This is a genomic window from Oceanimonas doudoroffii, from assembly GCF_002242685.1.
Lineage (GTDB): Bacteria > Pseudomonadota > Gammaproteobacteria > Enterobacterales > Aeromonadaceae > Oceanimonas > Oceanimonas doudoroffii.
The window spans coordinates 1,393,738-1,407,266 of the sequence record NZ_NBIM01000001.1; the positions used below are offsets into that span (position 1 = coordinate 1,393,738).

The 13,529-nt window shown below is 57.6% G+C and carries 13 protein-coding genes; 5 read left to right on the forward strand and 8 right to left on the reverse strand.

The genetic code is table 11. The features are described 5' to 3' along the window. Positions 1–4 precede the first annotated feature (4 nt). Together B6S08_RS06455 and B6S08_RS06460 are read right to left on the reverse strand one after the other, a co-directional pair. The gene (locus tag B6S08_RS06455; RefSeq protein WP_094199910.1) at positions 5–847 is read right to left on the reverse strand and encodes an HTD2 family dehydratase; all 843 of its coding nucleotides are present in this window, start codon (positions 845–847) and stop codon (positions 5–7) included. Further along, positions 840–1,997: a CaiB/BaiF CoA transferase family protein gene (locus B6S08_RS06460; RefSeq protein WP_094199911.1), complete on the reverse strand. Its 1,158-nt coding sequence runs from the start codon at positions 1,995–1,997 to the stop codon at positions 840–842. The genes B6S08_RS06455 and B6S08_RS06460 overlap by 8 nt, the downstream gene beginning before the upstream one ends. Positions 1,998–2,319: 322 nt before the next feature. On the opposite strand from B6S08_RS06460, the gene B6S08_RS06465 reads away from it, so the two are divergent. Further along, positions 2,320–3,225 (forward strand): LysR substrate-binding domain-containing protein, encoded by a 906-nt coding sequence (locus B6S08_RS06465; protein WP_094199912.1) that lies wholly within the window; start codon positions 2,320–2,322, stop codon positions 3,223–3,225. On the opposite strand, the gene B6S08_RS06470 is transcribed toward B6S08_RS06465, so the two are convergent. Further along, the gene (locus tag B6S08_RS06470) at positions 3,222–4,109 is read right to left on the reverse strand and encodes a LysR family transcriptional regulator (RefSeq protein ID WP_211284162.1); all 888 of its coding nucleotides are present in this window, start codon (positions 4,107–4,109) and stop codon (positions 3,222–3,224) included. The genes B6S08_RS06465 and B6S08_RS06470 overlap by 4 nt on opposite strands. Positions 4,110–4,199: 90 nt before the next feature. Here B6S08_RS06470 and B6S08_RS06475 point away from each other — a divergent pair, with 90 nt between their 5' ends. The 3 genes from B6S08_RS06475 (at position 4,200) to B6S08_RS18460 (ending at position 6,874) form a co-directional block, all read left to right on the forward strand. Then, a complete protein-coding gene (locus tag B6S08_RS06475) occupies positions 4,200–5,546 on the forward strand; it encodes an aldehyde dehydrogenase family protein (protein WP_094199914.1) in 1,347 nt (448 codons plus the stop codon). Positions 5,547–5,555: 9 nt separating this feature from the next. Next, the gene (locus B6S08_RS06480) at positions 5,556–6,302 is read left to right on the forward strand and encodes a 2OG-Fe(II) oxygenase (RefSeq protein WP_094199915.1); all 747 of its coding nucleotides are present in this window, start codon (positions 5,556–5,558) and stop codon (positions 6,300–6,302) included. A 212-nt stretch (positions 6,303–6,514) separates the two neighbouring features. Continuing rightward, a complete protein-coding gene (locus tag B6S08_RS18460; RefSeq protein ID WP_211284163.1) occupies positions 6,515–6,874 on the forward strand; it encodes a hypothetical protein in 360 nt (119 codons plus the stop codon). Positions 6,875–6,980: 106 nt separating this feature from the next. Here the strand turns inward: B6S08_RS18460 and B6S08_RS06490 are convergent, their stop codons facing one another. The 4 genes from B6S08_RS06490 to B6S08_RS06505 form a co-directional block, all read right to left on the reverse strand. Continuing rightward, entirely contained in the window at positions 6,981–8,324 is a 1,344-nt protein-coding gene (locus B6S08_RS06490) for an MATE family efflux transporter (RefSeq protein ID WP_094199916.1), read from the reverse strand. A gap of 132 nt (positions 8,325–8,456) precedes the next feature. Further along, positions 8,457–8,702 carry a hypothetical protein gene (locus tag B6S08_RS06495; RefSeq protein WP_094199917.1) on the reverse strand — a complete coding sequence of 82 codons (246 nt, stop codon included), beginning with the start codon at positions 8,700–8,702 and terminating at the stop codon, positions 8,457–8,459. A gap of 448 nt (positions 8,703–9,150) precedes the next feature. After that, entirely contained in the window at positions 9,151–10,179 is a 1,029-nt protein-coding gene (locus tag B6S08_RS06500; RefSeq protein ID WP_169716365.1) for an ankyrin repeat domain-containing protein, read from the reverse strand. Positions 10,180–10,252: 73 nt separating this feature from the next. Beyond that, on the reverse strand, positions 10,253–11,212 hold the full coding sequence (locus B6S08_RS06505; RefSeq protein ID WP_094199919.1) for an NAD(P)H-dependent oxidoreductase: 960 nt from the start codon (positions 11,210–11,212) through the stop codon (positions 10,253–10,255). Positions 11,213–11,350: 138 nt separating this feature from the next. Between B6S08_RS06505 and B6S08_RS06510 the strand changes: the two genes are divergently transcribed. After that, the gene (locus B6S08_RS06510) at positions 11,351–12,262 is read left to right on the forward strand and encodes a LysR family transcriptional regulator (protein WP_094199920.1); all 912 of its coding nucleotides are present in this window, start codon (positions 11,351–11,353) and stop codon (positions 12,260–12,262) included. A 43-nt stretch (positions 12,263–12,305) separates the two neighbouring features. Here B6S08_RS06510 and B6S08_RS06515 read toward each other — a convergent pair whose 3' ends face one another. Then, on the reverse strand, positions 12,306–13,463 hold the full coding sequence (locus B6S08_RS06515) for an iron-containing alcohol dehydrogenase (protein ID WP_094199921.1): 1,158 nt from the start codon (positions 13,461–13,463) through the stop codon (positions 12,306–12,308). Positions 13,464–13,529 lie beyond the last annotated feature (66 nt).

The window sequence follows — 13,529 nt, forward strand, 5'->3', positions numbered from 1 at the left end:
CTTGTTACTGTTCCAGAAAGACGGCTTCAGCCTGCATCGCCAGCGCGTTGTCATGGCGTCGGGCCCAGAGCTTCATCACGTTACCTTCGCGCCGGCCTTCAATCTTGAAGGAATGGTTGGCGGTGATCGGCGCCAATCCCTTGAAGCTGAAGCGGGCGGGCTGACGTCCCATGGTGCGCGTGGCCAGATCAACCAGCAGGGTGGCGGTCAGCGGACCATGGAATACCAGGCCTTCGTAACCTTCTACATCCCGGGAGTAGTCCACATCGTAATGAATACGGTGGCCATTAAAGGTCAGGGCCGAATAGCGATACAGCATCACCTCGGTGGGAGACACCGTCTCGACCACATCGGCGTCGTCGGGCGCCAGTTTGGGAGCGGGCTGCGGCGCATCGGCGGCGGGATCTTCGCGGTAAACAATGTCCTGCTCCTCGGTGAAAGCCAGGTGACTACCGGAATAAATCTCGTGCAGCACGGTCACAAAGCACAGGGCACCGGTGCGGCCTTCCTTGTGGGTAATGTTGCTGATGGTTGACACCTTGCGAACCGGCTCCCCCATGCGCAGCGGCGCCAGAAACTCAAAACGTCCACCCGCCCACATCCGCCGGGGCAGGTCTACCGGGGGCAGAAAACCGCCCTTTTTCGGGTGACCATCCCGGCCCAGCAGGGATGCCGGTTTGGCTTCCAGAAAATACAGCCAGTGCCACAGGGGCGGCAGTTCATCGCCTTTTTTCAGCAGCGCGTCCCGATCCAGGGTGGCTTCCATAAAACGGGCCGGTTGCAGGCGCAGTTCGTCCTCAAAGGTTTCACTGCGGCCCAGCCAGTTCATTACGTTACTTTCAGACATTGAAGGCTTCCTTTTGCTGCTGCTTGGTAAACTCCTGACGCACCCGTTCGGTATCGGCGCCGGTCGCCGGAGCATGGCCTGATTCGTGGTGAGGGATGGCGTCCAGCCAACGAATGGGGGCCGCCGGAATGCTGACGGTAGCGCCGTTGTCGGTACCGACTTCCCGACGGCGCAGGGCCGGATGCTGCCCCAGCTCGGCCACGCTGTTTACCGCGCCAAAGGCGATGCCGGCTTCGCTCAGTCGAGCCTTGAATTCATTCTGGTCAATGGTGCGGGTCACCCCGGTGATCAGCTGTTCCAGCTCCTCACGGTGGCGAACCCGCTCGTTGTTGGACTGAAAACGTTCGTCCTGAGCAATGGCGGCATCACCCAGCACGATCTCGCAGAAACGCGGCCATTCCCGATCGTTTTGAATGGAAATCAGGGTCAGCGCGCCTTCACGGGTTTCAAATGCGCCATACGGAGCCATGCTGGGGTGTTTGAGGCCCACCCGTTTCGGCGCGCCCTTGCCATATTCCTCGTGCATAAGCGGCACACTCATCCAGTCGGCGGCAACGTCAAACAGCGAAACCGCCAGGGCCGAGCCTTCACCGGTACGCTCCCGTTTCATCAGGGCCTCAAGCACGGCGGCATGGGCGGTCATGCCCGCGCCGATATCACAGATGGACACTCCGATGCGGCCCATCTCATTCACCCCGCCGCTGATGCCGGTCAGGCCGGACTCCGCCTGGATCAGAAAGTCGTAGGCCTTGAGGTGGCGTACCGCCTCACTCTCTCCGTAACCGGTAATGTCCAGGGTGATCAGCCGAGGGTAATCGCGGCGCAGCCGCTCGGCGCCAAACCCGGCCCTGGCCATGGCGCCCGGCGCCAGGTTCTGAATAAAGACATCGGCCTCGGCCAGCAACTGCTCAAGCAGCTCGGCATCGTCCTGTTCACGAAAATTAAGGACCACCGACTCTTTGTCCTGGTTGGTCCAGGTGAAATAAGAGCTGGCGCCCTTGGCCGCCCGATCATAGCCGCGGGCAAAATCGCCCTCGGCCCGTTCCACCTTGATGACCCTGGCACCGGCCTCGGCCAGCCTGGCCGTGCACAGTGGGGCCGCCAGGGCCTGTTCAATGGATACAACCAGCAAACCTTCCAGTGGTCGCATAAACCCTCCCGAGGATGTAAATAAACAACCCATAAAGCGCACATTTAGTTAACTAATCGGCTACAGGAGGGACTATAAAGACCACGAAAGGGAAAATAAATTGACTTTTTGTTTGCTTGTTGTAAACGTTTTTTTTACAGTTGGAATCTCACCGACATGCCTGGAATGCTGGATATATTGGCTTAAGCATCAAGGTGTTAGGCTTTATTTTTACAACCAGCCAGACCAACCTGGTTCAAACTCGACCGGGTGGTAACACTCCCATAACCCGCGCCCTTGATGACAAGGCGTCCAACATTCGCCGCTCAGGAGTGATGACAGAATGTACAAGTTTCCACCTCTTTATGCGTTACGGGTATTTGAAGCGGTGGCCCGCCTGGGGGGGGTTCGGCAGGCGGCCCAGGAACTGTGTGTGACTCCTCCGGCGGTGAGCCACCAGCTGGCCAAGCTGGAGGAATACCTGGAGTCCCCCCTTTTTATACGCAAAGGCCGCAATCTGCTGTTGACCGAGGTGGCCCGCGATTACCTGACCGAGATTCGCCCCAGCCTGCAGGCCATCGGCCGCGCCACGGCCATTGCCTCGCAGAAGAAAAACCGTGAAACCCTGACCATAGCCGCGCCCCCTTCATTAACCACCAAGTGGCTGATTCCACGACTGGCCAGCTTCTTTGCCACCTGCCCTCAATACGATGTTCGCCTGCTGGATCGCATGATTCTGGAGCCGGAAGAAAAGGGCATCGATATCGCCATTGAATACCGCTTTGAGGCCGATCCCCATTTCAAGACACACCAGTTGCTTGACGATGAGATCGTCGCCCTGGCGAGCCCCGAGTATGTAGAGAAACACCAGCTGAACAGCATTGAGGGCCTGCGCGGGCTGACACTGATTGAAACCGAACGCCGCCTGAACTCGTGGAAGTCCATTCTGGCGGACTTTCCCTGGGTCAGGGATCAGCCGTTTTTATCGATGGGTTACTCCCTGCATGCCTTTGAAGCGGCGGCCCAGGGGCTTGGCGTGGCCCTGGGCAACCGGGTCAATGCCCAGGGCATGCTGGCCGCCGGCGAGCTTTGTATTCCGTTCGACATTGATGACTCCCAGCTGCCTCCCCTGCCTCGTTACTATCTCAGCATTCCGCCCCATAAGGAGCGGTGGGCTCGTGTGGCCACCTTTGTGGAGTGGCTGGAAAAAACGCTGAAGTCCGAAGGGGTCGACGGTAAGGAAAGTTAACGGACAAACAACGCCTTCAGTCGCTCAAGCATCCATGTATGCAGGGGACTGTGTCGCGTGCGGCTGTGCCAGGCCACAATCACCTCGAACTTGGGAGTCAGGGTGTCCAGCTGCAACGACGCCACCTTGGGATTGGGCAGCAGCCTGGAGGGATAAAATGAAATCATGTCGGTAGCCCCAATAATATCGGGGGCAGCCGAAAAGCTCGGTACCGACATCACGATATTGCGTTTCAGGCCTTGCAGGGCAAACCATTCATCATGAGAGCCGCGCAGGTTGGCCCGAGAGGGCGACACGATAAGCTGCGGCAGCCGCGCCACTTCCTCCAGGGTCCAGGTTTTTTCCAGGCGTTTGGAGTGGCGGGCCGTAATGCAGATATGCTGCTCTTCAAACAACACCAGATAATGAATGGAAGCGGGAATAAAGGGGGGAAAGCTCAATGCCAGATCGATCTCCCCGGTGGCCATCAACTGTTCAAGGTTATCTGACACAAAATCACGTACGATGATTTTCATATTGGGCGCATCGGCCCGCACGCTTTCCAGAAACCGCGGCAAAATGGCCTGTATGGCGTAATCATTGGCGCTGATACAGAAAGTGCCCTGGTAGCGTTCGGGTTCAAACTGCCCTGCGGTCAACAGATCATCAACCTCGCTCAGAATACGCGAAGCCTTGAGCCCCAGCTGCTCGGCCAGCGGAGTCGGCACCATACGGTTGCCCTGGCGTATAAACAGCCGATCGCCAAACAGGGCGCGCATCTTGCGCAACTGCTCGCTGATGGCCTGCTGGGTCAGTCCCATTTTCCCGGCGACCCTGGACACGCTGCGCTCCTGCAGCAATGACTGCAACACCCTGAGTTGCTTCAGATCAAACTCACCACTCACAGTTGTACCTTTAACAAGCCACCCTTGTTTCAAATTGTATCATGGCGTTTGTACCATATCGGCCCACCACCATTCATTAGGGTGAATGTCATGACTTCCTTGTTACAGTCGTTCAATCCTGTCACTGGCGATGTGCTGGGTCAGGTTGCAATAACGCCGGCGTCGGTGATGCCCGAGATCATCGCCAATGCCAAACGGGCGGCGCAGTCCTGGCGCCGTCTGACTACCTCAGAGCGCGTGCGCCTCGTTCAGGCGGCGTTTGCCCCCGTCATCGACAGGGCGGAAGAACTGGCTACACTGCTCGCCCAGGAGATGGGCAAGGATCTGCGCCGGGCCATGTCGGAAGTGACCGGTACCGCCTATGCCGCCGATTACACGGCACAAGAAGCGGGCGCCGCCCTTGCCACACGCACGCTGAACGCAACCACCCGGCTGCAATATCAGCCCCTGGGTGTCGCCGCAGTGATCTCCCCCTGGAATTACCCGCTGGCCATGGCCGGCAACCTTATCGTGCCCGCCCTGGTGGCGGGCAATACCGTGGTGTTCAAGCCTTCGGAAGAGACTCCGCTTATCGCCCAGGCCCTGGTTGATATTCTCAACCAGACCCTGCCCGCACATGTACTGCAGATCGTGCACGGCAACGAAGAGGCCGGCAAGGCACTGGTCAACAGTGACATTAACCTGATCGCCTTTACCGGCTCGGTGGCCGCCGGAAAAGACATTATGGCCAGCGCCTCATCGGGCCTGAAACGCCTGGTGATGGAGCTGGGTGGAAATGACCCCATGATCGTCATGAACAACGCCAACATCGAAACGGCCGCCCACTTCGCGGTCGCCAGCAGCCTTGAGAATACCGGCCAGATGTGCACCTCCACCGAACGCATTTATGTGGCGTCCGAGGTGGCGGATGCCTTCATCGAGCGTGTTGTGCAACTCGCCGCCCGCTATAAGGCGGGCCCCTGGAACGAGCCGGGCGTCAAGCTGGGCCCCCTGGTCAACCAAAGGCAGCACCGGCATGTTATGCACCATCTGCAGGATGCCATCGGCAGGGGGGCCCGGCTGCGGCTGGGCTCCGTCGAGCAGGCGCCGCCTTATATTTCGCCCGCGGTGATCACGAATATCACGCCAGACATGCTGATTGAGCAGGAAGAAACCTTTGGGCCGGTGATAGCCATCGGTACCGTGAAGGGGCTGGATGAGGCAATAGCCCGGGCCAATCACTCCCCCTACGGCTTGGGTGCCGTGGTGTTTGGCGGTGAAGGCGCCGAACAGGTGGCGGAGCAGCTGGAAGCCGGCATGGTCGCCATCAACAGCGGCGTAGGCGGCACCGGCGACAGCCCCTGGGTCGGGGCAAAACACAGTGGTTATGGTTTTCATGGCTCGCCGGACGGCCACAGGCAGTTTGCCCAGGTCAGGGTGCTGAGCCGACGCCGTTAGGAGAATAACATGAACATCAATGATTTCTACGTGGTGGCCAGGGAGCCTGGCGCCGAGCATTCGGCCCTGCCCACCAGGGCAAGTGACCGCACCAACCCGGCCCAGTTACTCGACAAGGTTGACTGGGACATTCAGCGTCGAGAGATACCGGAAGTGCCCGGCGCCTTTCAGATTCTTAACGTGCTTTCCCGGGAAGAGTGCGAGCGCCTGATTCAAATTTCGGAAACCCTTGGTTACCTGGAAGACGCCGCCGTCTCCCTGCCCCGCTCGGTTCGCCATAACCACAGCCTGACCTGGGTGGTGGATGAGGCAACCGACAACATCATCTGGGAACGCAGTCGGCCTTTCATGGGTGACCCCGAGGGCATCTTTAATGGTAAACGGCCGCTGGGTATCAATGCCCGGTTCAGGTTCTACCGCTATGGCGAAGGTGACTTCTTCAAGCCCCATATCGACGGAGACTGGCCGGGCAGCCGCGTCATCGATCGCACCCTGGTCGGCGATGCCTACCCCGATCGCTGGAGCAAAATGACGTTCCTTGTGCTGCTTTCGGACGAGTTTGAAGGAGGCGCTACCGAATTCTGGGTTAACGAGCCGCATTCCCGGCAGACCAGCAAGGTGGGTGTTCGCACGCCGGCGGGCAGCGTGTTATGTTTCCCTCACGGCAGACACCCCATGCACTGCCTGCACAGCTCGGAGACCATCACCAAAGGGGTCAAGTACATCATTCGCTCCGATGTCCTCTTTGAGGTGTGACCCGGTTTAGCACATTTACCTTTGGGAGCATCCATGAATAAGCAACGTCTGCTGGCCGCGGAAAGCGAGTTTTTAACCCTCTACCCCGGCGGATTCTCCCACCCCCTGATGGTTCGTGAAGGAAAAAGCATCAGATAGCTCAACGCACGGCGCAGGCACAGCAGTGTTTTGCGCCCGAATGCTTTTCCCGGCCACAACAGGTGGCCGAAGACATGGTCAAACTGATCAGCCGCTCCTCCATGGTCTCCATGTTTGAAAAACCCAGACTCAGGGACTGGGTCAGGGCCATGACCCATCATGAAAGAGAAAGCTACTCCTTTGCCCTGAATGACATGCTGCACGGGGATCAGAAATACGGCTTTAACATCATGCTGGACCTGCTGCGCCCCGCCCGGCTGGCCAAGTGGTCATTGATGACCATTCTGCCTTATTACTATACGCCCCGGGCGGAGGTCTTTGTTAAACCCACCACCACCAAAGGGGTTATTCGCTTCTTTGAACTGCAGGGGCTGATTTATAACCCAACCCCAAGCTATCCGTTTTACACCGCCTATCGTGAGCAAATCATTTAAATGAGAAACATGGTGGATGCCTCGCTGCAGCAGGATAATGCCGCCTTTACCGGATTCCTGATGATGTCCACCAAAACACTCGGCTAGCCATGTCCCCAGGCTGGGCTTATATGGTGACTCGCCCTGACGAGCCCATGGCACGCGCGGCCGGCTCCATGGCATGTTTTTTGTACATGTACCAGCTCATCAGGCCGGCCAGCACGTTTCCGAATGTGGCCCCGAAAAACAGCCCGCGCAAACCGTACAGCTCGGATCCAAGCCAGATCAGGGGCAGGTAGCAGCCCAACAGGCGCAATGCGGAAATAACCAGCGCCAGCCTGGGCTTGCCCATGGCATTGCACACCGACACCATGATCATGCAAAGCCCCAGGGCACCATAACTTATCGGCACCAGCCAGAGGTATTCAGCCAGAATGGCCGCCGTGGCCCCGTCACTGATCAGCACTCGACTCAGGGGAGCCGACAGGGCGGCCAGCAGCGCGGCCAGGATCAGCTGCCACAGCACCACGAACTTCACCGCCTTGCCCACCAGCAGCCGAATCTGCTCAAGGTCATTGCTGCCACGCAGTCTGCCTATCATGGGCGGCATCGCCATGGTCAGCGCCAGTACCACAATGATGGACATCAGCTCAATACGACTGCCCAGCCCCCAGGCCGCCACCGCGTCCTCGCCATTCACGGCCACAATGGCCGTGGCCAGCATGGCCGACAACGGCGGCACCAGCTGACTCAGGGTGGAAGGCACCACAAAGGAGATGAGACGTGTCAGCCCGGCGCGAATGCGGACCACGCTGCCGGGCAGTTGGACCAACCGCAGGCGCGCCATGCTGACCACGAGAATGAGGCAACCGGCACCATAAGCACAAATGGTGGCCCAGGCCGCACCGGCCAGGCCCATGTCCAGGACAAAGATAAATAATGGGTCCAGCACAATATTCAGCAGGCTGGTCAATACCATCACCATGCCTGGCAGCATGGTTTTGCCATTAGCCCGAAAAATGCTGTAGCCAAAATACAACATCGCCCCCAACCAGCAGCTGCCGAGCCACGGCAGCCAGTATGCCCGCACCAAAGGGTAAAGGGCCTCACTGGCCCCCAGCGCGGAGAGGATCAGTTGCTGGCCAGCCCAGATCAGCAGACAAAGCACAAACACCACTGCGCCGCCGGTTGCCAGCACCAGGCTGCCCAGTTGCCGGGCATTGCCCTGCTTGCCGGCTCCCAGGGCGGTGGAAATAATCGTTGTGGTGGCGATACCCAGGCCAACCTGTATGCCGATGATGAGCTGAAACACAGGAATGGTGAACCCCACCGCCGCCAGGGGCTGGGTGCCCAGCTGGCCAATATAGGCACTGTCTACCAGCTGGCTGCTCATGGTGGCCAGCACGCCAATCAGCATCGGCCAGGTCATGCGATATAACTGTCTGCCCAGTGACTCGCCGGGTTTACTCATGCTCTACCTGTTCAGCTCGCCCAAAAGGGCATACAGTATCAAATTCATCAATGGCTTGCTCCAGTGCCTAACACCAAACAAAAAATGCACCGCTCAGGGTGCATTTTCGTTATTCGGCACTGGTATTCACGCTTAGCCTCGGGCCTTGCGCTGTTCTTCCATGCGCTTTTCGTGTCGATCGATGCCATCGGTACCATTTTGCAGGTGCTGGCTGGAAAGCTCCTGACCTGACTGTACTGCAGTGAACTGTGCCTTTTCGGCCTGGGATGCTCGCAGTTCGGCCATACGTTTCTCATGGCGGTCAATGCCATCGGCATGGGCGGCGCCCATGGCAAACAGGGACAACAGGGCTACGGCGGGCAGGACTTGTTTATGCATAATTATTTCTCTACTCAAGATTTGGTTAACAGGATTTATTGCTACCCCGCTATGATATTTGAACAGAGGTGAGGCTGTGTACCCGCTACCACTTTGGAATTATTGTGACAAAAAGTTGAAACAAACTCAGCCTAGTTATAGCGATGCACTAGTATAAACCTGCCCCATTAAGGTTTATATTCCCAGCATTATCAAGGATGTAAAGGGCTAAGGAGCGCGAAAAAGGTAGCTCCAGGCCGTTAAACCTCTATAACAATTAGAATATCAATACGCAAAGTTTAAACTTTTTGTTTAAATAGCTTTTCCAAATAGTAGATCACTGAAGGAAGGGAACTCTGTCCAGTTTGTGCAATCTGTCAGGCGCCAAACATACACTTCCAGCCGGACTACTTACTTTGGATTAACAAGCATGGTCAATCAGGTGACCCGGTGATCACGCAGGCTACGTTTACTCCTTGAAAGACGCCTCGATACTCTCATACCGATAACGCGTTGCCAGTGCTTCCGGGGTGTCCTGTTCATAGGTTTTCAGTGAGGTATCCGCCCCCGCCTCCAGCAGTACCCTGGCCGATTCCGCATTGCCATGCCAAATGGCATCGTGCAGCGGCGTATAACCATTATTCGGCCCCTGATCATTCAACACCCTGTCGGCGAGGCGGTCATTGACCAGCAGCTTCAAAATTTCGGGGTGCCCCATATAGGCGGCTTTATGCATGGCAATGGCATTCATCGGATAACCGGTAATGGTTTGATCCGCGCCATACTCCAGCAACACCTTGACCACCTCGGTATCGCCTTCACGGGAAGCCACCAGCAATGGTGTATGCCAGTCGTTCCTGTTTGAAAAGACCGGCCGGCGCTGATTAACGTCGGCCCCCTGCTCCAGCAGCACCTTGATACGTGACGCCTTTTCGGCACTCGACAGCGTGGTGTCATCCAGTGTGTTCAGAATGTGCTGTCCTTCCAGCAGTGCCTGTTGCTCATCACGCTTGGCCACAAAACGCTGCTTCAGTTGTTCATAGAGCCTGGCTTCATGGGGCTCAATATTTCTGTCCCAGCCGCCAACCATGTCTTCGGCTTTGGCACCGACACGCGTGGTCAGCTCAATGTTCAGCTCGGGGTAGCCAAACAACACATCAAGGTTCTCGGCTTTGGAATACCAGCTGGCCTTCATCAGGGGAGTAAACCCCGATCTGGGGGTTTGCAGATTGATGAAGGCTCCCTGATCCAGCAGGTATTTAAGGATTTCAGGATGATCGGACTGGGCCGCGATATGGACGGGCGCGTTGCCCATTTTACGGTCCAGCTGATTCACATCAGCCCCACTTTCCACCAGGGTGCGGACCTGCGCCAAGTCTCCCGCGATCACCGCCTGATGCAGTGAAGGCAGCTTGCTCTCAGGGTTCACATCTGCCACCGAGGCGGTCGAAAAGGTGGCAAAGGCCGTTAATATCAGAGGTTTCAGTCGTCTGTTCATGATTATGTCTCGGTATCCAAAAATTACGGCTTCGGCAAGGGCGTGTTCCGGCCGGTCCGGGTATCTTACAGGCTCAGCCAACCGGCACGACCCGATAGTTGTGAATGGTGACTCGGCCCTGTTCGTCGAGCCTGACCTGCCAGATTTCATTTACCAGCAAATCAATCGGCTCCCCCTTGAGATCGGAGTCTGCAAAGGTATCGGCGAGTAACCGAATTCTCAGCTCAACCTGATAATCGTCGCCATCGGGCTGGATGGTTACCTGCTCAACCCGATGATCACAGCCGGGTTTAAAGACCTTTCGCACGATCGCATACCAGTCACGAAAGCCATCGTGCCCCAGAAACCGGCCTTCGGGCATATTCCAGTCTACGTCTGCCGCCAGCCGGGCGGTGAAGTACTCACTGGCCTCGGGCAGCTGATCAAACTGCTCGAACCACTCACTCACAAACCGGCGAATGCGCTCTTCATCGGATTCAAGCACTTCCTGCAGGGCCGCCAGCAACCGCCGAGCATGACTCTCGGCCCGCTCCTGCACCTCTTCCAGCTTGTTGTAAACGCCGGGAATGTAGACCATGCGGTAAGTAGCAATGGGCGGCTGATATGCCATGCCGGCCAGATAGGCGGTCTGTTGCAGCGGCCGCAGCATTTGTTCGATGGTAAAGTGGTTGTACCCCAAAGGCTGATAAGACGCCGCGGGGCCGCCCACGGTCAGCGACAGGAACAGCGCCTTGCCTTTCAGCTTGTCTCCTTTGGAGCCAAATGCAAAGTCGTAGGCCAGCACATCGTCAATCCACTTTTTCAGCAGCGCCGGCACCGAGTACCAGTAAAAGGGAAACTGCAGCACAATGGCATCCGCCGCCAACAGCGCCTGTTGCTCGGCGGCCACGTCAATCTGATAGTCGGGATAAAGGGTGTCCAGGCAACGAACATCCACGCTGTCCAGGGAGCCGGCCAACCGCTCGATGATCAGCTTGTTGGTATTGGATTGCTGAAGGTTCGGGTGACCGGAAATAACAACGACATGACTCATATCAACTCCACCATTGACCAGGTATGAACAAGAAACAGCTGGAGTTTATATATGTCGATTGATAATGTTTAGGCGACCAACACCCACATAACTGTTAGCCAAAAACTAACAGTCAAATTCACCCTTTGGCTGGAACCGATGAAAGGCAGCACCTTCAATCAGTTGAGCATCTTTCAAACCATCGTCAGGGAAGGCAGCATTCGCGGCGCGGCCCGCAAGCTGGAGATGGCCCCCCCGTCCGTCAGCCAGGCCCTCAAGCAGCTCGAAACCGAGCTCAAGTTGCCGCTGTTTACCCGCAGCACTCGCCGCATTGAGCTGACCGAAGCCGGCCAGATGCTCTACGACAACACCGCCGATGCCGTATCAACCCTCGATTTCGCCCTGGAAAGTGTTCAGGATCTGTCGGTTGAACCTTCCGGCAATGTCAGCATCACGCTGCCACGGTTTGTTTTTCAGTTCTTTTTACGCCCGGTTTATGCGGAGTTCTGCCGGCGTTACCCGGATATTCAGCTGGAGATTTCCGTTTCCGATGAATCCGTCAATCTTCTGGGCACCGGCCATGATATCGGTATTCGCTTTGGCGATCGGGTCGAGCCCGGCATGGTGGCACGTCAAGTAACGGCCCCCATGCAGGAAGCTCTGTTTGCCTCAGATGCCTACCTGGAGCGCCATGGCGAGCCGGCCTCCCTGGAGGATCTGCGCCAGCATAAACTGATTCAATATCGCTTTATTGCGTCCAATCAGCTGGCCCCGCTCAAGCTACTCAACGACGGTCAAACCACCACCGTCAATATGCCGGTGGCACTGGTGGTGAATGACACCGACGCCATGGTCGATGCCGCCGAGAAGGGGCTGGGCATTGGCCGAATCGTCACTCCCATGGTGGCCGAGCACTTCGCATCGGGCCGTTTACGCCCGGTACTTCAGCCCCATTGGTACCCTTATTCCGGCCTGTTTCTCTACTTTGTGCGCAACAGCCAAAAAGCCCGCAGGTTGCGGGCTTTGATTGACTTTTTGGTCGAAAAAGGTCGTCTGCTGCACGGCGCCTGAAAAGGCAGGCCCTCAAAGAAGCCTGCCCGGCGCGCCCCATGACTTACAGTGCGGCGTGCAGAATTTCCCGGCTGACGACGGGAGTCAGATCGCCGGTTTCAGACAGCGCCACCATGCCGTGATCGGTCAGGGCCCTGATGACATCATCAATCTGCTCGGCGCTCACACCATAGTCGGACAGTCGGGTCTTGACACCCAGAGACTCAAAAAATGCCTGAGTCCGCTCAATGGCCTGTTCAATGCGCTGCTCGTCGCTGCCTTCACGAATCTCCCATACCCGCTCGGCATATTGCAGCAGTTTGGCACCTTTCTGGCCCTTGCGTACACGCCACAATGACGGCAGCACGATGGCCAGGGTCTGGGCGTGATCGATACCAAACAGCGCGGTCAGCTCGTGGCCGATCATGTGGGTGCTCCAGTCGTGGGGCACACCGGCACCAATAAAGCCGTTCAGGGCGCAGGTGGCACTCCACATCAGGTTGGCCCGGGCGTCGTAGTCGGTGGGGTTTGCCAGGGTTTGAGGACCCACCTCAATCAGGGCACGCAGAATGCCTTCGGCGGTGCGATCCTGAACTTGGGCACCCACCGGAAAGGTCACATACTGCTCCACCACATGGACGAAGGCATCCACAATGCCATTGGCCACCTGGTGCGCGGGCAGGGTGAAGGTCAGGGTCGGATCGAGGAATGAAAACCGCGGAAACAGCAGCGGGCTCATTACCGGAAACTTGCCGCCTTCGTGGCTGACCACGGCACCCATGTTCATTTCCGAGCCGGTGGCCGGCAGGGTGGCCACGGTGGCCAGCGGCAGGGCTTCGCTGATCGGAATCGGGGTGAAGCCGCTCTTCAGCAGATCTGTTTCCTCACCGGCATAGGGCGCCGCGGCGGCCACAAACTTGGTGCCGTCCATCACGGAGCCACCGCCGACCGCCAGCAGAAAATCCACGCCGTCACGGCGCACCATTTCCACCGCCTTCATCAGGGTGTCGAAACGCGGGTTCGGCTCAATGCCGGCAAACTCGGTGACCCGGCGCTGGCCCAGGCCCTGACGCACCTTTTCCAGGGTGCCGTTGCGCTGCACGCTGCCACCGCCATAAAGCACCATGACATGGGCGTCGGCAGGCACCAGTTTATCCAGCTCGGCCAGCCGGTCCTGTCCAAAAACAATGTGGGTCGGGTTGTGATAATCAAACTGTTGCATCAGTAGGCCTCCGTTAAGTGAACGACGGCCATTTTAAGGATGCGAGCAGGGTTTTGAATGGGCATT

Bases quoted from the DNA above. Each gene is read 5' to 3' on its own strand.
- B6S08_RS06490 (WP_094199916.1), bottom strand. From the start codon at position 8,324: ATGAGTAAACCCGGCGAGTCACTGGGCAGACAGTTATATCGCATGACC.
- B6S08_RS06480 (WP_094199915.1), top strand. From the start codon at position 5,556: ATGAACATCAATGATTTCTACGTGGTGGCCAGGGAGCCTGGCGCCGAG.
- B6S08_RS06515 (WP_094199921.1), bottom strand. From the start codon at position 13,463: ATGCAACAGTTTGATTATCACAACCCGACCCACATTGTTTTTGGACAG.
- B6S08_RS06500 (WP_169716365.1), bottom strand. From the start codon at position 10,179: ATGAACAGACGACTGAAACCTCTGATATTAACGGCCTTTGCCACCTTT.
- B6S08_RS06455 (WP_094199910.1), bottom strand. From the start codon at position 847: ATGTCTGAAAGTAACGTAATGAACTGGCTGGGCCGCAGTGAAACCTTT.
- B6S08_RS06460 (WP_094199911.1), bottom strand. From the start codon at position 1,997: ATGCGACCACTGGAAGGTTTGCTGGTTGTATCCATTGAACAGGCCCTG.
- B6S08_RS06505 (WP_094199919.1), bottom strand. From the start codon at position 11,212: ATGAGTCATGTCGTTGTTATTTCCGGTCACCCGAACCTTCAGCAATCC.
- B6S08_RS06510 (WP_094199920.1), top strand. From the start codon at position 11,351: ATGAAAGGCAGCACCTTCAATCAGTTGAGCATCTTTCAAACCATCGTC.
- B6S08_RS06495 (WP_094199917.1), bottom strand. From the start codon at position 8,702: ATGCATAAACAAGTCCTGCCCGCCGTAGCCCTGTTGTCCCTGTTTGCC.
- B6S08_RS06475 (WP_094199914.1), top strand. From the start codon at position 4,200: ATGACTTCCTTGTTACAGTCGTTCAATCCTGTCACTGGCGATGTGCTG.
- B6S08_RS18460 (WP_211284163.1), top strand. From the start codon at position 6,515: ATGGTCAAACTGATCAGCCGCTCCTCCATGGTCTCCATGTTTGAAAAA.
- B6S08_RS06465 (WP_094199912.1), top strand. From the start codon at position 2,320: ATGTACAAGTTTCCACCTCTTTATGCGTTACGGGTATTTGAAGCGGTG.